This window comes from Sphingomonas sp. MA1305 (genome assembly GCF_016107325.1).
Taxonomy (GTDB): Bacteria; Pseudomonadota; Alphaproteobacteria; order Sphingomonadales; family Sphingomonadaceae; genus Sphingomonas.
On record NZ_RCVT01000002.1, the window covers coordinates 954,850 to 979,340 of the forward strand.

Annotated in this window: 18 protein-coding genes, 1 tRNA gene and 1 pseudogene; 12 read left to right on the top strand and 8 right to left on the bottom strand. The window is 65.3% G+C overall.

What is annotated here, in order from left to right:
* Positions 1 to 19: 19 nt before the first annotated feature.
* Together D9601_RS12585 and D9601_RS12590 are read right to left on the bottom strand one after the other, a co-directional pair.
* The gene (locus D9601_RS12585; protein ID WP_198354326.1) at positions 20 to 4,612 is read right to left on the bottom strand and encodes an NAD-glutamate dehydrogenase; all 4,593 of its coding nucleotides are present in this window, start codon (positions 4,610 to 4,612) and stop codon (positions 20 to 22) included.
* Positions 4,613 to 4,779: 167 nt separating this feature from the next.
* Positions 4,780 to 6,114, bottom strand: coding sequence for a PAS domain-containing protein (locus tag D9601_RS12590; protein WP_443024740.1), 1,335 nt, complete (start codon positions 6,112 to 6,114; stop codon positions 4,780 to 4,782).
* 174 nt (positions 6,115 to 6,288) lie between these two features.
* Here D9601_RS12590 and D9601_RS12595 point away from each other — a divergent pair.
* Both D9601_RS12595 and D9601_RS12600 read left to right on the top strand, forming a co-directional pair.
* A tRNA-Thr gene (locus D9601_RS12595) sits at positions 6,289 to 6,364 on the top strand.
* A gap of 150 nt (positions 6,365 to 6,514) precedes the next feature.
* Positions 6,515 to 7,732 (top strand): tyrosine-type recombinase/integrase, encoded by a 1,218-nt coding sequence (locus D9601_RS12600; protein ID WP_198354497.1) that lies wholly within the window; start codon positions 6,515 to 6,517, stop codon positions 7,730 to 7,732.
* 31 nt (positions 7,733 to 7,763) lie between these two features.
* Here the strand turns inward: D9601_RS12600 and D9601_RS12605 are convergent, their stop codons facing one another.
* The gene (locus D9601_RS12605; RefSeq protein ID WP_084220569.1) at positions 7,764 to 7,964 is read right to left on the bottom strand and encodes a helix-turn-helix transcriptional regulator; all 201 of its coding nucleotides are present in this window, start codon (positions 7,962 to 7,964) and stop codon (positions 7,764 to 7,766) included.
* A 530-nt stretch (positions 7,965 to 8,494) separates the two neighbouring features.
* On the opposite strand from D9601_RS12605, the gene D9601_RS12610 reads away from it, so the two are divergent.
* Both D9601_RS12610 and D9601_RS12615 read left to right on the top strand, forming a co-directional pair.
* Complete coding sequence (locus D9601_RS12610) at positions 8,495 to 8,743, top strand: helix-turn-helix domain-containing protein (RefSeq protein WP_198354327.1); 249 nt, start codon at positions 8,495 to 8,497, stop codon at positions 8,741 to 8,743.
* A gap of 2 nt (positions 8,744 to 8,745) precedes the next feature.
* Positions 8,746 to 10,077, top strand: a complete 1,332-nt coding sequence (locus tag D9601_RS12615) for a type II toxin-antitoxin system HipA family toxin (RefSeq protein WP_198354328.1) — start codon at positions 8,746 to 8,748, stop codon at positions 10,075 to 10,077.
* Here the strand turns inward: D9601_RS12615 and D9601_RS12620 are convergent.
* The 3 genes and pseudogenes from D9601_RS12620 to D9601_RS12630 all read right to left on the bottom strand — a co-directional run.
* Positions 10,074 to 10,271, bottom strand: coding sequence for a helix-turn-helix domain-containing protein (locus D9601_RS12620; RefSeq protein ID WP_232474079.1), 198 nt, complete (start codon positions 10,269 to 10,271; stop codon positions 10,074 to 10,076). The two genes, D9601_RS12615 and D9601_RS12620, sit on opposite strands and share 4 nt — an antisense overlap.
* A 32-nt stretch (positions 10,272 to 10,303) precedes the next feature.
* A complete protein-coding gene (locus D9601_RS12625) occupies positions 10,304 to 10,534 on the bottom strand; it encodes a DUF2274 domain-containing protein (protein WP_198354330.1) in 231 nt (76 codons plus the stop codon).
* Position 10,535: 1 nt separating this feature from the next.
* Positions 10,536 to 10,979 (bottom strand): annotated as a pseudogene (locus D9601_RS12630) (TrbI/VirB10 family protein); the annotation flags it as partial.
* 39 nt (positions 10,980 to 11,018) lie between these two features.
* Here D9601_RS12630 and D9601_RS12635 point away from each other — a divergent pair.
* Positions 11,019 to 11,948, top strand: coding sequence for a serine hydrolase domain-containing protein (locus D9601_RS12635; protein WP_332837995.1), 930 nt, complete (start codon positions 11,019 to 11,021; stop codon positions 11,946 to 11,948).
* Positions 11,949 to 12,076: 128 nt separating this feature from the next.
* On the opposite strand, the gene D9601_RS12640 is transcribed toward D9601_RS12635, so the two are convergent.
* Complete coding sequence (locus D9601_RS12640; protein ID WP_198354331.1) at positions 12,077 to 12,913, bottom strand: HipA domain-containing protein; 837 nt, start codon at positions 12,911 to 12,913, stop codon at positions 12,077 to 12,079.
* Between D9601_RS12640 and D9601_RS12645 the strand changes: the two genes are divergently transcribed.
* Complete coding sequence (locus tag D9601_RS12645; RefSeq protein WP_332837996.1) at positions 12,851 to 13,939, top strand: TonB-dependent receptor domain-containing protein; 1,089 nt, start codon at positions 12,851 to 12,853, stop codon at positions 13,937 to 13,939. The genes D9601_RS12640 and D9601_RS12645 overlap by 63 nt on opposite strands.
* The gene (locus D9601_RS12650; protein WP_198354332.1) at positions 13,936 to 14,706 is read left to right on the top strand and encodes a PD40 domain-containing protein; all 771 of its coding nucleotides are present in this window, start codon (positions 13,936 to 13,938) and stop codon (positions 14,704 to 14,706) included. Before D9601_RS12645 ends, D9601_RS12650 begins: the two co-directional genes overlap by 4 nt.
* A 312-nt stretch (positions 14,707 to 15,018) precedes the next feature.
* Here the strand turns inward: D9601_RS12650 and D9601_RS12655 are convergent, their stop codons facing one another.
* Positions 15,019 to 15,480: a very short patch repair endonuclease gene (locus D9601_RS12655; protein ID WP_198354333.1), complete on the bottom strand. Its 462-nt coding sequence runs from the start codon at positions 15,478 to 15,480 to the stop codon at positions 15,019 to 15,021.
* A 23-nt stretch (positions 15,481 to 15,503) separates the two neighbouring features.
* Here D9601_RS12655 and D9601_RS12660 point away from each other — a divergent pair, with 23 nt between their 5' ends.
* The 5 genes from D9601_RS12660 to D9601_RS12680 are packed head-to-tail and all read left to right on the top strand — an operon-like array spanning position 15,504 to position 24,482.
* On the top strand, positions 15,504 to 17,168 hold the full coding sequence (locus D9601_RS12660; protein WP_232474080.1) for a DNA cytosine methyltransferase: 1,665 nt from the start codon (positions 15,504 to 15,506) through the stop codon (positions 17,166 to 17,168).
* Complete coding sequence (locus D9601_RS12665) at positions 17,107 to 18,675, top strand: ATP-binding protein (protein WP_198354334.1); 1,569 nt, start codon at positions 17,107 to 17,109, stop codon at positions 18,673 to 18,675. The genes D9601_RS12660 and D9601_RS12665 overlap by 62 nt, the downstream gene beginning before the upstream one ends.
* Before the next feature lie 23 nt (positions 18,676 to 18,698).
* Positions 18,699 to 21,437 carry a Z1 domain-containing protein gene (locus tag D9601_RS12670; RefSeq protein ID WP_198354335.1) on the top strand — a complete coding sequence of 913 codons (2,739 nt, stop codon included), beginning with the start codon at positions 18,699 to 18,701 and terminating at the stop codon, positions 21,435 to 21,437.
* Positions 21,438 to 21,448: 11 nt separating this feature from the next.
* Positions 21,449 to 22,447, top strand: coding sequence for a PD-(D/E)XK motif protein (locus D9601_RS12675; RefSeq protein ID WP_198354336.1), 999 nt, complete (start codon positions 21,449 to 21,451; stop codon positions 22,445 to 22,447).
* Positions 22,440 to 24,482 carry an AIPR family protein gene (locus D9601_RS12680; protein WP_198354337.1) on the top strand — a complete coding sequence of 681 codons (2,043 nt, stop codon included), beginning with the start codon at positions 22,440 to 22,442 and terminating at the stop codon, positions 24,480 to 24,482. The genes D9601_RS12675 and D9601_RS12680 overlap by 8 nt, the downstream gene beginning before the upstream one ends.
* Positions 24,483 to 24,491 lie beyond the last annotated feature (9 nt).

The following is a 24,491-nucleotide window of genomic DNA, read 5'->3' on the forward strand; positions in this document are numbered from 1 at the left end:
TCATGCGACAGCGAAGCGTCTACCGACCGAGCAGCACCCGCGCCTGACCCGCGATCTGCGCGAGCATTGCCGCGCTCGGCTGCGCCGCATGACGGGCGCGGTCGATCACCGCCTTGAATTGGCCGACGCGCGCCGCATTGCGCGCCAGCCAGTCGTCCGCCGCCGCGCGCGGGCTGGTGCCGGCGCGCGACAGGAACTCGAGCCGCAGCTGCTGGAAGTCGCGCGCCAGACCGGCGAGCAGCAATCGCTCCCACGGATCGCTCGACACGATCCGCGCCGCGACGCCCTGCGCCCAGTCGAGGCCGAGCGCCTGCCCCAGGTGCGTGAAGGCACGGGTCAGCTCGATCTCGTCGATGCCCTGGCGTTCGCCGAGCGCGGCGAGGCCGATGACGCCGTCGAGCTCGAACAGGCGGACGACGCGCTGTGCCAGCTCCGCCGGGGCGCCCGCCGCCTCCAGCTCGGCGGCGATGCGCGCGCTCTGCGCGCTCGCTTCCTCGAGCAGCAGCGACGATGTCTGGGCCTCCAGCTGGCCGACGCGCTTGCCGATCCGGTCGAGCACGGCGGCGGGCAGCGTGCCCGGCGCCACCGCACGCAACAGGTCGGCGATATGCGAGCGTGTCGCCACCGCCACCTCGTTGAACAGGGCGATGCGCGCACCCTCGGCGATCGGCGCCGCCTCGATCTGCGCCCACAGCCCGTCGAGGCCGAACAGCCGTTCCGCGACGACGAACATCGCGGCGATGTCGGCAACGCTGGCGCCTTCCTCCTCCGCCAGCTCGAAGGGATAGAGGACACCCAGCCGGTTGACGATGCGATTGGCGAGCTTGGTCGCGACGATCTCGCCACGCAGACGATGCTCGTCGATCGCCTTGGCGAACCGCTGCCGCATCGCCGGCGGGAAGGCGGCGTGCAGATCGGGCGCGAGTTCGGGCGCCAGCGCCAGCGGCGCGCGCTCGATGCCGTCCTGCAGCGACAGCTTCGCGGTGGCGAGCAGCACGGCGAGCTCCGGCCGGGTCAGCCCCTGGCCCTCCAGCCCGCGGCGCAGCAGATCCTCGTTCCCCGCCAGCCCCTCGACCGCACGGTCGAGCCGGCCCGCATTCTCGAAGATCTCGATCAGGCGGACATAGGAGGGGATCGCCGCGGCGCCGTCCGCCTCCGCGATCGACAGCGCCAGCGTCTGCAGGCGATTGTCCTCCAGCACCAGATGCGCGACGTCGTCGGTCATGCTGGCGAGCAGCGTGTTGCGGTCCTCGAACGAGAGGCGACCCTCGATCATCTCGCGGTTGAGCGCGATCTTGATGTTGACCTCATTGTCCGAACAATCGACGCCGGCCGAATTGTCGATGAAGTCGGTGTTGATCCGGCCGCCGCGCGTGGAGAAGGCGATGCGGGCCGCCTGGGTGACGCCCAGATTCGCGCCTTCGCCGACCGCGATGACGCGCAGATCCTCGGCATTGACGCGCAGGCGGTCGTTGGCGGGATCGCCGACCGCGGCGTTATTCTCCGCCGCCGCCTTCACATAGGTGCCGATACCGCCGAACCAGAGCAGATCGGCCGGCGCCTTGAGGATCGCGGAGATCAGGCTGGCCGGGTCCATCTCGCTCTGCGTCAGGCCGAGCGCATCGCGCGCCGCGTCGGACAGCCTGATGCTCTTCTCGCTGCGCGCCCAGACGCCGCCGCCCTTGCTGATCAGCGTGGTGTCGTAATCCGCCCAGCTCGACCGTGGCAGCGCGAACATGCGTGCGCGCTCGTCCCAGCTCGTCGCCGGATCGGGATCGGGATCGATGAAGATGTGGCGGTGGTCGAAGGCGGCGACCAGCTTGATCGCCTTGGACAACAGCATGCCGTTGCCGAACACGTCGCCCGACATGTCGCCGCAGCCGACGACGCGGATGCTGTCGGTCTGCACGTCGACGCCGCGTTCCGCGAAATGGCGCTGCACGGAGACCCAGGCGCCCTTGGCGGTGATGCCCATCGCCTTGTGGTCGTAACCGACGCTGCCGCCGCTGGCGAAGGCGTCGCCCAGCCAGAAGTCGCGTTCCAGCGCCAGCGCGTTGGCGACGTCGCTGAACGTTGCCGTGCCCTTGTCGGCGGCGACGACGAAATAGGGATCCTCGCCATCGAGGATGCGCACGCCGTTCGGATGGACGACGCGCCCTTCGACGATATTGTCGGTGATCGACAGCAGCGAGCGGATGAAGATCCGGTAGCTTTCCGTCCCCTCCGCCAGCCAGGCGTCGCGATCGACCGCGGGCGAGGGGAGCTGTTTCGGATAGAAGCCGCCCTTGGCGCCGGTCGGCACGATCACCGCATTCTTGACCCGTTGCGCCTTCATCAGGCCAAGGATCTCGGTGCGGAAGTCGTCGCGCCGGTCGGACCAGCGCAGGCCGCCGCGGGCGACCGGACCGGCGCGCAGGTGGATGCCCTCGACGCGCGGGGAATAGACCCAGATCTCGCGCCACGGCACCGGCGCGGGCAGGCCGGGGATGAGATGGCTGTCGAGCTTGAACGCCAGCGCCTCCTGCGCCGCGGGCGCGAAGGCGTTGGTGCGCAGCGTCGCCGCGATCAGATGCCGATAGGCGCGCAGGATGCGATCGTCGTCGATCGCCGACACGGCATCGAGGCCGCGCTCGATCGCCTCGTCCGCCGCATGCGCATCGCCGTTGCCGGCGGGGTCATGCGCGGCGGCGAAGCGCGCGATCAGCGCATTGGCGACCTTGGGCGCGCGACGCAGCGCATCGACGACGGTGGTCAGGCCGTAGGTCAAGCCCGCCTGGCGCAGATAGCGGAACCAGGCGCGCAGCAGCACCACCGCCTGCGGGCTGAGCCCGACGTCGACGATCAGCCGATTGAACGCGTCGTTTTCCGCACGGCCTTCCAGCACCGCCGCGATCGCGCCTTCCAGCATCGTCGCGTCGCAGGACAGCGGGCCGCTCGCCTCGACCAGGAATTCATGGATCGACGAATGCGCATCGTCGCCCAGCGCGGTCGGCACCTCCTCGATCACGCGGAAGCCGAAATTCTCCAGCACCGGCACCGCGTCGGACAGCGCCAGCGCGCCACCCTGGCGGTAGATCTTGAGCTTGGTGGCGTCGCCGCGCTTTGACAGGCGTACCGCGCGGCTGCCGGCCGCTTCCAGCCCGGCGAGCCGCTCGATGTCGGCGGCGGCTTCCTCGGCACTGTTGCTGTTGCGATAGCCCTGCGGGAAGGCATTGGCGTGGCGCAGCGCGAGGCGTGCGGCGCGGGCCGCGCCGACATCGGCGACCAGCGCCGCCTCGACCGCCGGTACCCAGCCGCGCACCATCCGCTCGAGCCGTTCGGCGAGCGGCGCGGTATCCGGCATGCGGCCGGCGCCGCGCAGATCGATCGTGTAGCGGAGCAGCGCGACGACGCCGTCGTCGAGGCTGATCGACCAGTTGAGGATCGCGCCGTTGGAGGCTTCGGCGAGCATCTGGCCGATCGCGACGCGTCGCGCGGTGGTCAGGTCGTCGCGCGGCAACCAGGCGAAGGCGAACAGGTGGCGGCCCAAGGCGGAGCGGACCAGCACCAGCGCCGGCCGCGGCCGGTCGGCGAGGCTCATCGCGGTCAGCACCACCTCTTCCAGCGAGGCCGGATCGAAGGCGATGACGAGATCGTGCGGCAGGGCGGTCAACGCATGGGTCAGCGCCTTACCGGCATGGCCCTTGGGATCGAAGCCGAACTTCGCCTTGAGCGCCGACAGGCGGGCGCGCAGCACCGGCACGTCGCGCGGCGCGGCGGACAAAGCGGCGCTGGTCCACAGGCCGGCATGGATCGACAGGCCGGTGATCGCACCGCCCTCGACCAGCGGGACCAGCACCAGATCGAGCGGCACGGCGCGATGGACGGTGGAGATCAGGCTGGATTTGAGCAGCAGCGGGGCGTCATTGCCCTTTTCGAACCACTCGATCGCCAGCGCGCGGCTCGCCTCGGCGAGCACCGGCGTCTCGTGCGGGTTGCGCACGATGCCCAGCGCCTCGCCGGCGCTGCCGTCGCGGCGCCAGATCTGATGGCCGAGCAGGGTGAAATGGCCGTCGAGGAACCATTGCAGCAGCTGCGCGCCTTCGCCCTGCGGCAGCGTCGCCTCGTCGCGCGCCATCGCCCGTTGCAGCGCGGGCCAGTCGGCGACCGCGGCGCGCACGTCGGCGAGCACGGCGCCCAGATCATCGACCAGGCCGCGCCGGTCGCGCGCATCGGCACGTTCCATCTCGATGTAGATCATCGATTCGGGCTGCCCCGCGCCGCCGATATCGGTCAGCCGGCCCTCGCCGTCGCGGCTGACGCGGACGACGGGGTGGATGATCCGGTCGATGTCGAGATCCTGCTCGCCGATCGCCGCGGCGATCGAATCGACCAGAAAGGGCATGTCGTCGTTGACGATGGCGAGGCGCATGCGGCGGCGCGTGTCGTCGGATGCGATCGGCTCCAGCGCGATTCCCGCGGAACCCGCGGGGCGGGTGGCGGCGGTCTGCGCGACGAACGCGGCGGCGGCGGCGCGCTCGGCGTCTCCGAAGCCCGTCAACTCTCCCGGCAGCGCGCCCTTGGTCAGCCTGGCGGCCAGAGCCGCGGCCATGCTCTTGTCTTGGTCGGCCATGGCCGCGCCTATGCTCCCCTCGCACCGCAACCTCAAGACTTGCCGCAGTGCAATAATTTCTTCGCGTTGGAAGGAACTAACCGCGAAAAGACGTTTCGTTGCTTACGCCTAGGCAGCGCAGGCGCCGTTCGCAGTCCTCAATATGGCCGAATGACGCGGCGACCGCGTCAGCCAGCCGCCTTTTTGAGCGCGGAAGCGACCAGCGTCTTGTTGTCGACGCGCTTAATCACCTCCACCGTATCGCCCCCCGCGGCGCGGGCGAGCAACAGCACGAATTCGTCGCCGCCAGCGCCCATCGCCAGCTTGCCGAGCACGGGCAGCGCGCGCAATTCCGCCGCGGCGCGATCGAACCTGTCGGGCGTCTTGACCGGGCGGCGCGCGGCGCGCTCCGCCGCGACCAGCGCCTTGACCCCGCCCTCCGTCGCCTCGAGCAGCGGCATCAAGCCGCCGGCGGGCAGCGTGGCGCGCTGGGCATGGCCGAGCACCGCGGCATATTCGGCGAGCCGCGTCTTGTCGTAATCCGCGCCGAAGACGAGCTTGACCAGCGGCGTCAGCGGCGCGCGCGGCTGCTGCTTCAAGCCGCTGGCGGCGAGCAGGGCGGCAAGCCCCTCGGGATCCGCCTGACAGGCCAAAGCGAAATCATGGGCGCGACTCAAGGCGCGGTACAGAGCGGCACGGCCACGCGTATCGGCCGCGCGCACGGCGGCGGCGCTTTCCCGCGCGATCATCAACCGGTCGCCCAAGGTGCCGGTGAGCAGGGGCTCTTCGGCCGCGGCGATTGCGGGGGCGGTCGCCGGCTCCGCCTCGACCCCATGGCTCGGCCCGTCGGCCCAGACCGGCGCCTCCGCCGGCGGGCGCGGCGCGGCGCGGATCGCGGCGTCGAGCTCCGCATCCAGCGTCGCCTGGGTCGCCTGGTCGACCATCTCCTTCCAGTTGATCACGCCATAGATGAAGTCGATCGCGTCGCCGTCCGACGAAAAGGGCATCAGGATGCCGCGGTACAGCGTCGTGCGGCCGCGCGTGCCGACGAATTCCGCCTCGAAGCCGATCGGCGCGCGATTGGCGATGATCTGCAGATAATGGTCGGTCAGCCGCGACAACAAGGAGCGACCCGGCACGTCGGCGATGCGGGTGATGCTGGTCTCCAGCCCGCATTCCTCGCGTAGCGACCGGCCGAGATAGGCGATGCTGGGATCGTCGAGCCCGTCGGAGAAATCGAGCAGCACGCTGTGCGGACCGAAATCGGCGATATTGCCTGGGTCGAGGTCGTCGATCGCCGGATAGGGGCGCCCCTTCAGCAGCGACACCCAATGGTTGTAGGCGCGCACGTGCATGCGCCGCTCGTCGCCGCCGATGTCGAACATCGGATCGGCGACGCCGCCCTCGTCGATCTCGGCATCGGGCGGCACGACGAGGTCGGCCAGCGGATCCGCGCTCGCTCCGCTCGGCGCGCCGGAGCCCGCATATGCCCCCTCGTGCTCGTATTCGCCCGCCGTATCCATGCCCAGACCCTTCGAACATCGGGCCTTTCGCCCTGATCGTCGGGCGGTGTGCACGCTCCGTGGTAAACGCGACGTAAAGGCCGCGACGGGTGGAAAGCGACGATCTGCGTGCTTGTCAGTGGCCGCCACCCCTGCTAAGCGCCCGCCTCACCAGTGCGGTCGTCCGGCCGCCTTGCCGCTTTAGCTCAGCTGGTAGAGCATCGCATTCGTAATGCGGGGGTCACAGGTTCGAGTCCTGTAAGCGGCACCATCACGTCCCCGGAACAAACCTGGAAAACCGCAGAAATCTGCGGTAAAATGCCTCTCGGCGGTCCCGTGAAATCTCATTATGTTCCGCCGTGGCCCACTCAAAAGGGGCCACGAATCATGGGGCCACGAACGTTGCAGGAGGCGTGGCCCCATGCTTACGGTTGTGCAGATCCGGGCGCTGAAACCGGCAGAGCGTCCCTACAAGGTGGCCGATTCGGAAGGCCTGTATCTACTGGTGCAGCCATCCGGCGCCCTGCTCTGGCGCTTTCGCTACCGGTGCTGCGGCATCGAGCGGAAACTTTCGCTGGGCAGTTTCCCCGATGTCACCTTGGTGCAGGCGCGCAAGAAGCGCGACGAGGCCAAGGCCGAACTCGATGACGGGATCGATCCCGTCGAGGAAAAGCGCCAGCGGCGGCTGAAGGCCGAACTGGCGGCGCAGACGACGTTCGCGCTCGTCGCCGGGGAATATATCGAGAAGATGGAGCGCGAGGGCCGTTCCCCCGCTACCATCAAGAAAGCGCGCTGGTTCCTCGAACTCCTCGACGGCATCGCCAAGCGTCCGATCGCGGCGATCACCCCGCATGAGCTTCTCGACGTGCTGAAGCGGGTCGAGCGTCGCGGGCATCATGAGACGGCGCTTCGGCTCCGCTCCTTCGCCGGCCGTGTCTTCCGCTATGGTTTCGCGACCCTGCGCACCGAGCGTAATCCAGCCGACATCCTGCGCGGCGCCCTTACTGTTCCCAGGGTCAAGCATCATGCGGCGATCGTCGAGCCCAAGAAAGTCGGCGACCTGCTGCGCGCAATAGACGGGTACACGGGCCGGCCCGAGACCCTGCATGCACTCAGGATCGCGCCGCATGTCTTCCTGCGCCCGGGAGAGTTGCGGCAGGCGAAGTGGAGCGAGATCGACTTCGCCGAAAAGGTCTGGCGCGTGCCGGCCGAGCGCATGAAGATGAAGCAGCCGCATGCCGTACCCTTGTCGCGGCAGGTGCTGTTCCTGTTGCAGGATCTGCGGTCGCTGGCGCGGGACAGCGAATTCCTCTTCCCGGCGCTCCATACCACTAAGCGCTGCATCTCGGACAATACGCTGAACGTCGCGCTGCGCCGCTTGGGGTTCGAGAACGATGAGATGACCAGCCACGGCTTCCGCGCCATGGCCAGCACGCTCCTCAACGAGTCAGGGCTGTGGCATCCCGATGCCATCGAGCGCGCGCTGGCCCATGGCGAGAAGGACAAGGTGCGCGCCGCCTATCATCGCGGCGCGCACTGGGCGGAACGGGTGCGCATGGCGCAGTGGTGGTCGGATTATCTCGACCAACTCCGGATCGGCGGTGCCGTCATCAAGGGCAAGTTTCGCAAGCGAGCGTAGGACTTGCTACGCCTGCCATGCGATGATGGCGTCATTTCGCAGGATCGTAGGAAGCGGGATTGCGCATCCACTCGTCGATGGCCGATGCACGCCAACCTATGCAGCGGGTGCTGAGCTGAGTGCTCCTTGGAAAGGTGCCGTCGGCCATCTTGCGATATAGGGTGGAACGGCAAAGTCCTGTCTGCGCCAGGACGGCGTTCAGACGGAGAAAGCGGTCAGGATTAGCGGACATGGGTACCACCTTTCGGTTTTTGCGGTTGGGAACCGCTAAGGTCCTGTTTCCCCGCTAAGTGGAGTAGAGCCTCTCTGGGGCCTCCGGGGTGCTCGCGAGGGACATTCGCTACCGTCTCTCGCGATGCTGCAGGAACGGCATCGACGCCGCTGGCGTGGTGCCAAGCTGCTCCGTCTGGATCCATTCTGTTTTGTGACCCGAGGCAAAGAGCGCGAGTATCGCAATGCTTGGTGGATATCGACGGCGCCCCACCCAAATCTGCGCAAGGGCGTGAAGGCAAGGCTGGCAAACGTTGGAATCGCGCGCGTTACATGTCGTCGTCCAACCATGCTGACGAGAATAGCTCTTCCCCGCCTCTGGCCGCTACCCTCGCGGACGCCCGATATAGCCCAGCGTCCTTAACGTTGATAATGCCCCACAGGGTATAAATTGCATTTACTCCCTGCAGGGTATAAATACACAATATACCCTTCAAGGTATATCGCTAATTTATCCCTTATAGGGTATGCCGTCACTGAAAGGCGTCTCCCGTGGCCCATATTGCTCGCTCTCCCAAACAGCTCGGTGCGCTCATCCATAACGCCCGGACCAAGCACAACCTCACCCAGCAGGCTCTGGCGGCCTTGGTTGGCACCGGGCAGAAGACGATCTCCCGCATCGAAAGCGGGCAGACGGGTACGAAGCTCGACACCCTGTTCGGTATCCTGGCAGCGCTCGACCTCGACATGCAGATCGCACCGCGCAGCAAGGGCAGCGCTGACCTGAGCGAAATCTTCTGACAATGGCACGCCGCAAGACCCACATTCCCCTGAACGTGCTGATCAATAATCGCCTCGTCGGCCGCCTCGAGAAGGAAACGAGCGGCGCCGTATCGTTCCGCTATGATCAGAGCTGGCTCGAGTGGGAGCACGCATTTGCGGCCTCGCTGTCGCTGCCGCTTCGCGCAACCACCTATCGCGGCGCGCCGGTACTCGCCGTTTTCGACAACCTGCTCCCCGACAGCGCCGATATTCGACGCCGCGTGGCGGAGCGCACCGGTGCCGAAGGTACCGATCCATACAGTCTCTTGGCCCGCATCGGCCGGGATTGCGTGGGCGCGATGCAGTTTCTGCCCGACGGTGAAGCCATCGATGCCACAGGCGATATACGGGGCGAAGCTTTGGCCGACGAGGATATCGAACACCTCCTCGACAATCTCAAAGGTGCGCCGCTCGGGATCGATCCTAGCCAGGAATTCCGAATCTCGATCGCCGGTGCGCAGGAGAAGACCGCGCTGCTACGCCACGACGGCCAGTGGCTGCGTCCAATCGGAACGACTCCGACAACGCATATCCTGAAGCCTCAGCTCGGCGAGATTCCAACCTCGACCGGCACGGTCGACATGACCGCCAGCGTCGACAACGAGCATTACTGTCTGGCGCTGCTGAGCGCCTTCGGCTTGCCGGTCGCTAAGACCGAGATCGTCACCTTCGGGGCGCGACGCGCGCTGGTCGTCGAGCGGTTCGATCGCCGATTGCTCGCCGATGGCCGACTGCTGCGCATTCCGCAGGAAGACTGCTGCCAGGCACTCGGCGTGCCATCCTCCCAGAAATACCAAAGCGAAGGCGGTCCCGCCGCGGCGGACATCATAAGACTGCTCGGCGGCAGCGACGATCCGACCGAGGATCAGGCGACATTCCTGTCGAGCCAGATCATCTTCTGGCTCATCGGCGCGACCGACGGACATGCGAAAAACTTCAGCCTCTTCCTGCGTCCGGGCGGCGGCTTCAAGCTGACGCCCTTCTACGATGTCCTGAGCGTCCAGGATGCTGTCGATCGCGGACAGTTGGCACAGAAGAGTTTCCGGTTGGCAATGTCGGCGGGCACCAGCCGCCATTACCGGATCGAGGAAGTCCTGGGCCGGCACTTCGTCCAGACCGCGAGAGCCGCGGGTATCGGCCCGACCATTATCGACAAGGTCATCACCGACATTCGCAAAAAAGCCGCCACGGCCGCGGACGTCGCGAGAGAAGCAATGCCGGACGACTTCGCCGACGACGTTCATGCCAGCGTAAGCCGAGCGATCGCCGATCGTCTGGCCCGTCTCGACACGGCGTTTACGGAGCTAAGCTAGTCGCGTTGCAAAGCAAGTCCGGCATGCCCGTCTCCGCCACCCTCATTGTCGGTCAACCGCTTGAGGCTGCTATACTGGACCAGCGTGGCACGGCCGAACTTCGTCGCCTGAAGGTCGCCCGACTGGATCAGCTCGTAGATCCGCGAGCGGCTGAGGCCGGTGATCCGGACCGCCGTCGCGACCTGGATCGTCATCGGCTCGATATTCCTTTCCCATGCCCGCTCGATCATTTCTGCCCCCGTGCCCGCCCGTCGCGCCCGCGCACGAACGCCCGATCGCTCTCCAGGAAGGCCGACAACATCGCGGGGATCAATTCGGTGACCGGCTCCTCGATGCCGTAGGTCGAGGCATAGACCGCAGCATAGGCCTGCAAAGACGACTGGAGGTCCGGCGTGATGGTGATGGCCAGCTTGACCGGCGTGCGGTCGGGCAGCTTGCCGAGCTTGAGATCGGCCATGTCAGCTTGTCCTTTCCGGATAAGGGGCGAGGATGAGATCATGGGTCACCAGCAAGCGGACCGGCGCGCCGGGACGGATCGTGACCGTCGGCTGGACGTCGAGGTTGCGCTGGGTGATCTGGTCGCCGGCCCGCGCGACGTTCATCTGGGCGGACTGGCGGATCGCCTGCACGAGGTCGCTTCCGCCGGAGATCGACAGCTCGGAACCGACGCCGAGCATGGTCGCGATCGCGACACCTTTGAGCAGCGTCCATGTGTGGAAATCGACCCGGTCGGCAAGCCCCGCATAGCCTGCCGTGTCAGTGGCGGGCATGTTGTCGAGCCGCACCGAGCTGCCGTTGGGCAGGATCAGCCTTTGCCAGATCACCAGCGCACGGCGCTGCCCGAACGCGACGACGCTGTCATACTTGCCGATCAGCCGGGCACCCTGTGGTACGAGCAGGATCGTCTCCGAGAACTACACGTGGAGAGTGCTTCGGTCGCCGTGATCCGCAACGGACGGATCGTCTCGACGGGCGCCTGGGGCATGGCAGGGCCGAACCGGGCGGCGACCGTCGCCACGCCCTATAATCTTGCCTCGCTGACGAAGCCGCTGACGGCGGAAGTCATCCTGCGCCTGGTGTCAGCCCACAGGCTGTCGCTCGACGAGCCGATGGATCGCTACTGGAGCGATCCCGACCTGTCGCGTGATCCCCGGCGGATGAAGCTCACCGTCCGCATGGCGCTGAGCCATCGCACCGGGTTGCCAAACTGGCGCGATGCCAAGGGGCTGGCGTTCGATCATGATCCTGGCACGACGACCGGCTATTCGGGCGAGGGGTATCAATATGCCGCGCGCTACGCCGAGCGTCGCACCGGGCAGTCGTTCGAGACGCTGGCTGGCCGCTGGCTGTTCGCACCTGCCCACATGCGCGCTTCCGGGTATGTGTCGGCGCAAGGCGAGGCGGCGCCGATCGCCGTGCCCTACGACGACGCCGGCAAGCCGCTCCCTGTAGAGCGTGTGACGCGCTACAACGCTGCCGATCTCGCGCACGCGACAGCGCGTGATTATGCGCGCTTCCTCATCGATGCGCGCAACGACAGGGGCCTGGTCGCGTCCGTCGCGGCGGAGCGCAGCAAATCGCAGGCCGATCTGACGCCCGGAATATGTGCCGGATCGAAAGCAGCCAGCTGTCCACCCTGGACCGGCTTTGGCTTCGGCTGGCAGCTTCTCGGATTTCCCGGAGGCACAACGATGCTCCACACCGGCAAGGATGCCGGGGCCTTCACCTTCGCCGCGATCGATCGTGCGAGCGGCGACGGCATCGTGATCCTGACCAACAGCGACAACGGATGGCGGGTCATCCTGCCTATCCTCGAACGCACCGGCAGCGACCCGAAGCTGATCGCCTTCCTGCGTGGCCAGATGAACTGACAGGACCAAGGTCATGCTGACTGCCCTTGCCGCCGCCGCAGTCCTGCGGACGACGGCTCCGTGCTCACGTCCTTCTCGTCTTCGTTGCAGTTTAGCCGAGCGGTAGCAGGCGACCAATCGCGATCGGTTCAGACTTGGCCGCGGATCGTGGCGGCGCGCTCCGCGAGTACGGCCGCCGGCCCTTCAAGCTCGTAGAAGGCAAAGGGATTGAGGAATTGCCGTCCCCAGAACAGCGCCCTGTCCACCGGCCCTAGGCTCGCCTCGTCGCACAGCGCGAGCCATTGCGCGCCAATGGTCTCGATCTGCCTGGACACGATCGCAATGGCCTGGTCGGACGTCATATGGAAGTCGCCGGCGGCGGCCAGGCAGGTGGCGATCTGGCTCGAGCGGTGCCGGCCCACAATCAGCATCGCTTGGCTGGCTTCCTCGCCGGCTCGCGCCTGTGGGCAAATGTCGTAGGCGGGCGTCAGGGCGAGCTGCGCCCCATCCCAGAACGCGGCGTGGTTGCGCGTATGATCGTCGACATTGCCGACCAGGATGTTGAACGTCAGCCGCGCGAACAGCTCGTGCAGGGTCGCGGTCGGATTGATGAAGCGGAAGCGTATCTTCTCGGCAAGATCCTGATAGCTCGCATAGCGCGCCTGCATCTCGTCGAGCTCAAGGATGGTGAGCGCCGATACCATCGCCCGGCGGTGCCAGTCATTCCCGGTCGGCACCGTCGCGTATCGCGCTCGCCATCGCAAGTGTGCCGAGGGGTGCGATGAGTTCGCCCACGAGCGGGAGTTCCGGCATATAAAGCGGGATGGCGTCGGTCCGCTCGCGATACGAACGGCCATACATGAACTGGATACGCTCGCCGTCAGGACAGTCGCTACGCCTATGCTGAGGCCAGCCTGCCACTCATCGGCCCCGCCCAAGCCGTCCCGCTTGTCCATCGCCTCGATGCCAGCCTGGCCCTTCGCCATGAAGACTATCCCGGCATCGATGCGGTCACCACGCCCAAGCTTGGCCTGGTCTACGCGCCAACGCCCGATGTCGCGGTGAAGGCGAGCTGGGGCCGGTCCTTCCGCGCTCCGACGCTCCTCCAGCGCTACCAGCCGCTGGTAGTCGCCGCACTTCCCGTCACCGTGTTCGGCGGGACCGGCCTGGCGCCTGGGGCCACCGCCCTGCTCTTGTCCGGGGGGCGCGATTCCCTCCAGCCCGAGCGTGCGCGAAGCTGGTCGACGACGCTTGCAATCCATCCCCGCGCGGTCGACGGGCTGAGCGTCGAGATCAGCTATTTCGAGACGCTCTATCGGGATCGCATCGTGGCTCCGGTCACCTTCATCGCCCGTGCGCTCGCCGATCCCGCCTATGCCGACCAAGTGCTACGCTCCCCCAGCCTTGCCACCCTCGAGAGCCTGCGTCTCGGGGCGGGGCAGTTCCTCAACGCCACTGGTGGCGCCTATGACCCCACGAGCGTGGTCGCCGTCATCGACAACGCCAACCGCAATGCCGGGCGGCAGCGCGTGAAGGGCCTCGACATGCTGGCCCGCCTCGATCGCAGCCTCGGCGCCGGGCAGATCAGCGCCACCCTTTCCGGCGCCTATCTGCAAAGCGACCAGCAACTGACGCCGGCACAGCCCGTCGTCGACCTGGCCGGCACGATCTTCAATCCTCCCCATTTTCGCGGACGAGCCACCCTCGGCTGGACCCAGGGCGGCTTGACGATCACCGGCGCGGTGAGCCGGATCGGCGGGGTCGAGGACCGACGGACCACGCCGGCGCGCCGTGTCGGCGGCATGACGCAGGGCGACCTTACGCTCCGCTATCGCACCGGCCCAGGACCAACATGGTGGCACGGTGTCGACCTTGTCGTCACCGCACAGAACATCCTGGATGCCAAGCCCAGTCCGATCGCGACGACGCTGCCGTACGACACGCCCTACGATTCAACCAATTATTCGCCCTTCGGGCGTGTCCTCGCGATTTCGGCGACCAAGTCGTGGTGAGCGTTATGCTGCTGGCCGCTGGCCTCGCTGTCGCCGGTATCAATGCCGCGCCCCCGCCATGCCCCGGCATCATGCCGGCATTCACCCCGGCCGCCGCAGCGGGACGACCGGTCTCGCTCGACGATCTCCTGGCCTTGCGAGACATCGGCCAGCCCGACCCCTCGGTCGGTGGACCGAGCCCGCTCGCCGTCTCGCCCGATGGTCGCCGGATCGCGTTCGTCATCTCGCGCGCTGACCCCGTGGCCAATCGCGTCTGCCAGGCCTTGGTCGTGCTCGGCCTGGAACCGCGGGCTCAACCACGAATCGTCGATGAAGGTGGCGAGGCGATACGCGCGGAAAATGTCGTGCGCGGGTCGCGGACCGGCAGCGGCCTTCCTGCGACCATCGTCCCGGCATGGTCGCCCGACGGACGATATCTGGCTTATCTCAAGCGTGTCGGCGGCCGGACGCAGGCCTGGCGCGTCTCGGTCGACGACGGCACCGCCGTGCGGATCACCGACGCGCCGGTCGATGTCGAGGCCGTCGGGTGGAGCGAGGACGGAACGAGACTCGTCTTTGCGACGCGGCCCGAGCGAACGACCTTCGCCGACGCGGTACGCGCCGAGGGCCGCGCCGGGTTCCTGTTCGACCATCGCGTCATCCCGCCCAACGGCTTTGCGCCGCAGTTGCCGGGCGATCTCGAGCGAGTGGTTTGGTCGGTACCCCGCAATGGCGGACCATCTCGTGTTTCCGACGATGGATCAGGCCGAGGTGCCGGACGGATATGACGGCGCTGTTGCCGCCCTCGTGTTCGGTAACCACTGATGTTTACGCCGGCGCGCTACATCGTCGTCGGTTGCGCGGGTTATGGTTGCGGCTGCGATCCCGGCGTGGCGAAGCTCGTAGGCCCGGACGATCGGCGTGGCATCCATGAGCCGTCGCAGTTTTTCGCGCTGGGAAATCGGGCTCGTCATGCCTGTTACATATCCTGGAGGTAAATGGAATTTGCATCCAGGTTTGGTAACAAGCAAGCGTGTTACCTATCCTGGAGGTAAAAGCGATATACCTCCAGGTTTGGTAACAAGGTCCGCTGCCCGAATCTATGTGTTTCGCCCTCGAACGACCGCGCTCTCGAAATCACCCGACCCGCTCCGGATCCACGCCACTACCTGCTCGACCGTAGCGTCAATCCAGGGCGGTCGCAGCCCGCACTCCCATATGATCCCCACTCGCCAGCCTCCTTCGTGCAGGGCGATCTGCACCCTCTCGTCGCGCACCAGATTTCCCTCGAACTTCGATTTCCAGAAATCCGCGCGCGTGGCGGGCGTGCTGCACCAGTGACAGCCGGCATGGCGGTGCCAGAAGCAGCCGTGAACGAAGATCGCGATCCTGCGCGACGCCAGAACGATGTCGGGCCTTCCTGGCAGGCGGGCCGCATGCAGCCTGAAACGCAGGCCGGCGGCGTGAAGCCGCCGTCGCAGCAGAATCTCGGGCCTCGTGTCCCGTCCGCCGATGCCGGCCATCATACGTGAGCGTGTTTCCGAATCAACTATGTCGACCATTGATCGCAGTCTGTCATTTTCGCTTGGACCTGATAATCATCGAGCCTTTGCCTGAGACTCTCGAAAGCGTTCGATCCTTGCCAACATATTCCGTTGTCGACATATTTGCAGGCCCGGGGGGGCTGGCCGAGGGCTTTTCCAGTGTTCCGGCGGAAGATGGTGGCCGCGCCTTCCACATTGCCCTGTCGATCGAGAAGGAAGCGACCGCGCATTCGACGCTGCGCCTGCGCAGCTTCCTGCGCCAGTTCGGCGAAGCCTTCCCGGAGGAATACTACAGTTTCATCAACAGTGGTGGCGACGAGCCGGACTGGGAGAGCATATACCCGGAGCAGTGGGCAGCGGCGGTTGAGGAGGCTTGGCAGCTCGAGCTTGGCGCGGAAGATCCCGAAAGGCGCCTGAACGAGCGGCTCGATGCGATCCGCTCGAACAGCGATGGCCATACCGTCCTGATCGGCGGGCCACCGTGTCAGGCCTATTCTCTGGTCGGCCGTGCCCGCAATCTGGGAGTCAAGGACTACAAGGCCGAGAAGGACGAGAAGCACTTCCTCTACAGGGAATATATCCGGATCCTCGATCGTCTCCAGCCTGCAGCGTTCGTCATGGAGAACGTCAAGGGCATGCTCTCGTCGTCGATCGACGGCGAGAACCGCATCTTCGATCAGGTTCTGAGCGATCTTCGCGGCGAACGGCCGGGGGCCACTGCCTATCGGCTGATCGCGCTTGATCCGAGATCACGCCGGCAACTCGACCTGACCCCGTTCGAGCCCCGTGCGGCCGACTTCATCGTTCGAGCCGAGGATTTCGGCGTTCCGCAGGCGCGGCATCGCGTGATTGTCGTGGGTCTCCGCGCCGACCGTGCGAGGGATCTGCCGCCATCCTCGCTGGCAGAGCTCATGGTGCGCCACAATCTGAAGACCACCGTCGGTCATGTTCTGGACGGAATGCCGAAGCTGCGCAGCGGCCTCAGCCGCGACCCGGACGGGAAGAACGAGTGGAAGCAGACGATCGAGATCGCGATGACATTTGTCTCCGAAATGGAGACCAGTCTCGCGGACAAAGAGCAGGAAGAATTTGCCGAGCTTGCCGCCAGCTGCCTCCGGACGTTCAGAGGCCTCAACGAAATGCCCGGGCGCGAGGCCCGCGGTGTCGGCATCGCGGACGACTGCCCGAAGGACCTCAGGGACTGGCTGGTTGATCCGAAACTCGAAACGCTCCCCAATCACACGACCCGCGGCCACATGGCCAGCGACCTTGCCCGCTACTTCTTCGCCGCGATCTTCGCGAAGGTCGTAGGGCGATCGCCCAAGGCATCCGACTATCCCGAGGAACTCGCCCCGGAGCACGCGAACTGGACAACGGGCAAGTTCGCCGACCGTTTCCGTGTCCAGCTGTCGGATGGCCCCTCGACCACGGTAACGAGCCACATCTCGAAGGACGGTCACTACTTCATTCACCCCGACCCGCTTCAGTGTCGCAGTCTCTCGGTGCGCGAGGCGGCCCGCCTGCAGACCTTCCCGGACAACTATCTCTTCAAGGGAAACCGCACCCAGCAGTATGTCCAGGTCGGCAATGCCGTGCCGCCTCTGCTCGCGCGCTGGATCGGCGACGCGCTCTGGACGATCCTCAATGCCAGGCAGCCTGAAAACCCTGCCGAAGCGCAAGCCGAGGCACTCGATCATGTCGGATGATCCGGAAGACTATGATCTCGCCAGCCCGGGCGCGGCCGAGCTTTTCGAGTCTCTCCGAGCCTTCGGCTATGATCTGCCGACGGCGCTTGCCGACATCATCGACAACAGCATTTCGGCGGAAGCGAAGAATGTCTGGATCGACATGCTGTGGGCAGGTCGGGATTCGCGGGTCCTGATCCGCGACGACGGCCGCGGCATGACCGAGGACGAGCTTCGTCAGGCAATGAAGCCGGGCAGTCTCAGTCCCTTGGCGGATCGCGCCGCGAATGATCTGGGCAGGTTCGGGCTCGGCATGAAGACGGCATCAATCTCGCAGTGCCGTTGCCTCACCGTGCTCAGCAGGACGAAGAGCTCCTTGCCGGCACTTCGGCGCTGGGATCTCGACTACATCGCGAACACTCGCACCGGAGAGTGGCGGCTGCTGAAGAAGATGGATCTGCTCACCGCCGAGGATCATGGCCTGCTCGACGGGCAGAAGAGCGGCACGATCCTCTTCTGGGATCGCCTCGACGCACTCGTCGGTGAAGCAGACGCGGACGACGAAGTGGCACAGAAGCATTTCCGGGAGCGCGCCGACGCAGTGAAACACCACCTCTCGATGGTCTTTCACCGTTTCCTCAAGGGTCGCGGGGCCATCAGGATCCACATGAACGGCCGAGCCATCGAACCGTGGGATCCGTTCCTCGAGGATGTCGATTTCACGGATCCGCAGACGGCCGAGACGCTGGTTGCCGATGGTGAGAGGATCGTGGTGAAGCCATTCATCCTGCCACACCACAGCCGCATCACCCCCGATCAGCACCAGGCGGCAGCCGGTCCGAAGGGGTGGAATGCCCACCAGGGCTTCTACATCTACCGGAACCGCCGGCTGCTCGTGGCCGGCGACTGGCTGGGCCTCGGCATGCAGAAGGAAGAGCATTTCAAGCTCGCCAGGATTCGCATCGATCTGGCAAACTCGGCCGATCTGCAGTGGCAGATCGACGTGAAGAAATCTCGCGCAAGGCCGCCGGCATCGCTGAAGCGTGACCTGCAGCGCATCGCGCGGACCACGCGGGCGCGCGCTTCGAGCATCTACCGGCACCGCGGCAAGGTGATTCAACGCCAGCTCGGTGACCGCGAGGCGTTCCTGTGGACGCATCTGACCAAGCACGGAAAGTCCTTCTACAGGATCAATCGCGACCATCCGCTCGTCCGCAAGGTGCTCGAGGTTTCCGACGACAAGGCGCCGCTGAAGGCGCTGTTCAGCCTGATCGAACAGACAATTCCAGCGCCACTCATCGTGATCAACAATGCCGAAACACCGGACGCGTTCGGACAGCCCTTCGAAGGCGCCGCGACCGAACTGCGCCAGGCAATGGAAGCTGTCTTTGACGCGATGGTCGAGGGTGGGCGTGACCGGGCCGAGGCGGCAAGGGCGCTGCTTGGCATGGAGCCTTTCAACAGCCATCCGGACATCGTGACGGCGTTTCTAGACGAGATCGGGCGACGGACCGCAGGAAAGCGGTAGAGCCTGGAGAAGAGGGGGTACTGATGGCAGGCGGACAGGCGGAGCAGCTTCTGAACAGCGCGTACGGGACAGCGAACTCGCTGCTGGAGCTGGAGTCACGCATTACGCAGGAAGCGCTCGAGCGCACGGTCGATCTGGTCATCGCAATGCCGCCCTACAGCGGTGTCGACCGAACGCGTCTGCTCCGAAAGCTCGAAGCGAAGAACAACACGCTGGTCGGCGGCTATTCGATTATCGACGACAAGGAGTTCAGCGCCTGGGTCAAGGTCGCCCGGGAACGGCGCCCCTTCGCCTTCTGGGACAGATATCGGCACTGGTTGGATCGCGGCAAGGGATGGGCAACCGGACCGCTCGTCCAGCTCGACCGGATGACCGATGACATTCTCGATCGCCTCCGCGACCCCGAAACACCGGGCAGCTGGGATCGGCGTGGTCTGGTTGTCGGCGATGTGCAGTCGGGCAAGACGTCCAACTACACTGCGCTCATCTGCAAGGCGGTCGATGCGGGCTTCCCGCTCGTCATCGTTCTTGCAGGCGTCCACAACAGCCTGCGAAGTCAGACGCAGCTTCGTCTCGACGAGGGTTTTCTCGGCTTCGATACGCGTCTGAGCCTGCTCGCCGACGATCAGGAAAATCAGCGTATCGGCGCCGGCAAGATGCCGAGCGCGCCGTTTCTGGTCGCCCACTCGCTGACCAGCAGCGCTGATGGCGGCGATTTCAAGACAGGAACCGCGAACGGAACGCGCTTGGTTCCCGGCGGCCGTGACCCGATCATCCTTGTCGTGAAGAAGCGTGTCAGCATCCTCGAGAACCTGCTCGCATGGGTCACGTCGGTACGCGGCGTCGACGACCCTGGCACTCCGGGCGGGAAGATCGTCCGTGATGTGCCGATGCTCGTCATCGACGACGAGGCTGACAACGCGTCTGCCAATACAAACGAATTCAGGAACGATGACGGCACGATCGACGAGGATGCCGATCCCACCAAGACCAATCTCCTCATCCGGCGTCTTCTCGTGTCGTTCGAGAAGAGCGCCTATGTCGGCTACACCGCCACGCCGTTCGCAAACGTCTTCATCCACCACGAAGCGAAGCACAAGGTCGGCGGCCCCGATCTCTTCCCACGCAGCTTCATCATCAATCTTCCTGCACCGTCGACCTATATTGGCCCCGAGAAGGTCTTCGGCATCAACCGGCCGGGTGCCGATGGCGAGGCCAAGGGCCTGCCCATCATCAAGAAGATCAGCGACGCGGCCGCCGTCTTCCCGCCGGGCCACAAGATGGATCTGCCCGTCACCGAGCTTCCGGCGTCGCTCAAGGAGGCGATGCTCGCCTTCATCCTAGTCTGCGCGGCGCGTCGGGTTCGCGGCGATATCGACGTCGACAACTCGATGCTCATCCATGTCACTCGGTTGGTGGCGGTGCAGGACAAGGTTGCCGCGCTTGTCGATGAACATCTGGTCGACATCGTCCGCCAGCTCGAGTTCCCCGGCACCGGCGGCACTGCGCTGGGCGAACTGCAGGCGTTATGGGAGAAGGAGTTTGTCGCGAAATCCGACGAGCTCCGAGCCGCGCTTGCCGACCACGATCTGCCGCCGGTTGACTGGGAGGACGTCAGGGGACAGCTTTTCGACGCAGCGAACCGAATCCGCGTCCGGCGGGTGAATGGTTCGGCGAAGGACGCGCTCGACTATACCGACCATCCTGGCGGCCTCTCGGTGATCGCTGTCGGTGGCGACAAGCTCTCCCGCGGCCTGACGCTCGAAGGCCTGTCGGTCAGCTACTTCATCCGCACGACCAAGATGTACGACACGCTGATGCAGATGGGCCGCTGGTTCGGCTATCGACCGCGCTACGCAGATCTCTGCCGGCTCTATACTTCCCCTGTCCTAGTGCGCTGGTATCGCCATATCGCGACGGCTACGGCGGAGCTGCGCGAGGAATTCGATCTCGCCTTCAGCACCGGACAGACACCGCTCCAGTTCGGGCATCGGGTCCGTACTCATCCGGACGGACTCCTCATCACGGCGGCGAACAAGATGCGCGCCGGCACACGCGTGCGCGCCGGATTTTCGGGGACGATCTCCGAGACCGTGTCGTTCGAGGAAGGACAGGCGAAATCCAACTTTAACGCCTTCGAAGCATTCTTCCGGCGCCTTCCTGCGCAGAGCGGCAAGGGACGGCAGGTTTGGAACGAGGTCGATGGCAGCGAAATCGTCACCCTGCTTCGGCAGGTCGAGACGTCCCGCGACTCGTGGAAGGCCAACAGCCGCGCGCTAGCCGAATATGTTGGGAACCGAGTCACCGCGGGGAGGCTGAAGACGTGGACCGTGATTCTGGCCGGCAATGGCCGGTCGAAGGTCTCGCGTCTGATTGGCCCCTATGAGGTTACGCTGACCGACCGCGAACCCGACCGGCACGGCGGCGACGGCAGGATCACCATCGGGCGCCTGGTCAGTCCCGCCGACGAGGTGGCCGATCTCGACCGTACGGCGCAGGAACGGGCAATGCAGCACACGATCGATGCCTGGGAGAAGAAACCCGAGCCCAAGAAGGATCGTCCGAAGACAGCCAGCGGTCCGTTCATTCGCCGCCAGCGAAGCCACGATCGGGGTCTGCTCATCGTCTATCCGATCGACGCCGGACTCCCCGGCGATCTGCCGCTGATGGGCTTTGCCGTCAGCTTCCCGTTCGATGCCGGTGCGCCACTGCTCGACTATGCAGAGAACAGCGTGAAGCAGCTCGAGAGCATGTTCGAATGACACCCGAGCGAATGATGGAAGCGTGGGAGAGTCTTGGGCAGGAAACCGCCCATCCTGTCGGAATCCAGCGCGTGCGGCTCGACACGGAAGCTGCAGCCGATCTGTTCGCCTGCGTCTTCTGGCCAGCCGGCCGCCCGGGCCTGCTGATCGAAGGCGATGGGGCCTATCGGCCGGCCGGTGACCGCATTCCGACGTGCCGCGGGGTGAGGACGGTTCACGAGGTTGTTGCGGGCCCGCCGGAGCGCACCGTCCTGCGGATAATCCTCGAGGACGACAGGCTGCTCGACATCTTCGCCGTACTATCCGCGGATCTGATCGCGACCGCGGCGAGCGAGTCAACAGTAGCTGCTGCCCTCCGGCGGTGCATCGACCGGATCTGCTTGTGGCAGGGCCTGTTCGAGCGCGTTCCGGTCGAAGGCCTGTCCGAGGAACGGCAGCGCGGGATGATCGGCGAACTGCTGATACTCGAGGCGCTTCTGATGCCTCGGCTCGATCCTCTCGTGGCTGTGCTTGCGTGGGTCGGACCTGACCCGGCGCACCAGGACTTTGTCCACGGCGCGACGGCCGTCGAAGTAAAGACCAGTCTTGCCAAGCGTCACGCGCGTATTGTCATCGCAAACGAGAAGCAGCTCGACGAGCGGCCCTACAGGGCACTTGTGCTGGCACATCTGCGCTTCGACGAGAGCGCAGCGCTCGGCATTTCGCTTCCCGAGGTCGTCGCTCGATTGCGTGCGGTACTCGTCGCAGATCCGGCGGCTTCACGGCAGTTCGACGACAGACTGATGCTCGGCGGATATCTTGATGTGCACGCGCCGCTCTATCAACCCAATCGCTGGCGTGTCTCTTCAACCCGATATTTTCGGGTTCAAGGCGAGTTCCCGAGGCTGACGGAGGCGAACCTGCCACCAGGCGTCGGTGACATAGGCTACTCGATCATCGCGGACGATCTGGGGCCATTCGAGATTTCCGAAGAGGACGCCGCCGAACTGCTGGAGGTCGACAATGGCTGAGATCGACGATCTGCAGACCTATGCGGTCAACATCCTCCAAGATGTGATCGCGCGTGCGGACGCGGCAGAGGACGGCGCCATGCGCGCCGAGGCCTTCGCTGAACTGATGTTCGAGCATCTCGCCGACGCCGGCGAGATCGATGACGGCATTTCCTGTCCCTTTGAAGGACGCGGCCTCCGCTGCTCCGGATACTTTCTCTCCGAAGACAACGATCGGCTCGACCTGTTCCTGGTAGTGCCACGCCTCGACGGGACCGCTGCCACGGTTCCAAAGGCGGATATCGACACGGGCTTCAAACGCCTTGGTGCCTATCTCGACAAGGCCCTTGGCGGCCTCCACAGGGAACGGGAAGAGGCCCTTCGAGGCTACGACATGACGCGCGCGATCTGGGAGGCTCGCAGCGATCTCAGCCACGTGCGTCTTTTCGTCATCACCGACGGTCTCGCCACCATAGACCAGATCGACAGCTACATGATCGGCTCGATCGAGGTGTCGAGCCATCTGTGGGATCTGCGGCGCCTTCATCGGGCGGTGTCCAGCGGCTCCAGTCGCGAGCCGATCCATGTCGACTTTCCAAAACTCGGAGCGCCGGTCCGGTGCATCGTCGCGAGCCCGCCCGGAGGCGGCTATCGCTGTCTCATGGCTGTGCTTCCCGGCAATCTGCTTGTCGAGATGTACCGCCAGCACGGCCCACGGCTTCTCGAGCGCAATGTTCGCAGCTTTCTGCAGCTGAAGGGCAAGGTCAATCAGGGCATCCGCAAGACGATCATCGAGGAGCCGCAGATGTTCCTCGCCTTCAACAACGGCCTGTCTGTGACGGCAACCGGACTGAAGCTGCTTGATCACGGCGACGGAACGGCCGACCTGCTCGAGGCCGACGACTTTCAAATCGTGAACGGAGGCCAGACGACAGGGTCGATCTTCCGGGCCTGGCGCAAGGACAAGGTCGACGCCAGCCGCCTGCAGGTGCCGGTGAAGATCACCGAAATCCTGAGCGATGGCGACGTCGAGGAGATTGCACCGAGGATATCCCAGTCGGCGAACAACCAGAACAAGGTCAACATGGCCGACTTCTCGTCGAACCACCCGTTCCACCGCATAATGCAGGAGCTGTCGCGCTCGATCTGGGCTCCCCCCTCTCGCGGCATGCAGCGACAGTCTCGCTGGTTCTACGAGCGCGCGCGGGGCCAGTATCACGATGCCCTTGCTGAAAATCGCACCGACGCCGAGCGTCGGAAGTGGGAACTCATTCACCCCCGCAGCCAGCTGATCACCAAGACTGACCTCGCGAAGTTCGAGCAGACTTGGTCGCAGCTGCCGCATATCGTCAGCCGCCACGGTCAGAAGAACTACCTCGACTTCATGTTTACACTCGATAAGCGCGGCGCCTTCCAGCCCGACGAGCGCTATTTCGAACGCTGCGTGGCACGAGCAATCCTCTTCAAGCAGACCGAGAAGATCGTCTCGCGTCAGAAGTTCGGCGGCTACCGCGCGCAGATCGTCACGTATCTGCTGGCTTGGCTCTCCTATCACACTGCCAAGCGGGTCGACTTCGATGCGATCTGGTCGGCGCAGGATCTGTCCGAGCCTCTGGCGGCGTTCATCGAGATATTGAGCGTTCATGCCCATACGCACGTGACAACGCCACCCGGCGGGCAGGACATCGGTGAATGGTGCAAGAAGGAAGCCTGCTGGGAAGGTTTTCGGGCGAAGATCATTGAAATCCCAGCCGCTGTCGAAACCGGTCTTCTTTCGCGCGATCGGGCGCACTCCGGCGGCTCGGCCAGCGTGCTCGAGGAGCATGTAAGCGAAGCCGAAAGCGAGCAGGTCACCCGGATTGCCGAGGTTCCGGCCCAGACCTGGTATGACATCGCCGCTTGGGCGAAGGACACCCAAAGCCTGCAGCCATGGCAGCGATCCATCTCTTTCAGCCTCGGCAAGCAGGCCAGCAATGGCAAGCCGCCGAGCCGCAAGCAGGCCGTTCAGGGTGACAGGATCCTGGCCGAAGCGCGTGCGCTCGGTTTCCGGGGATGACAGGGCGGT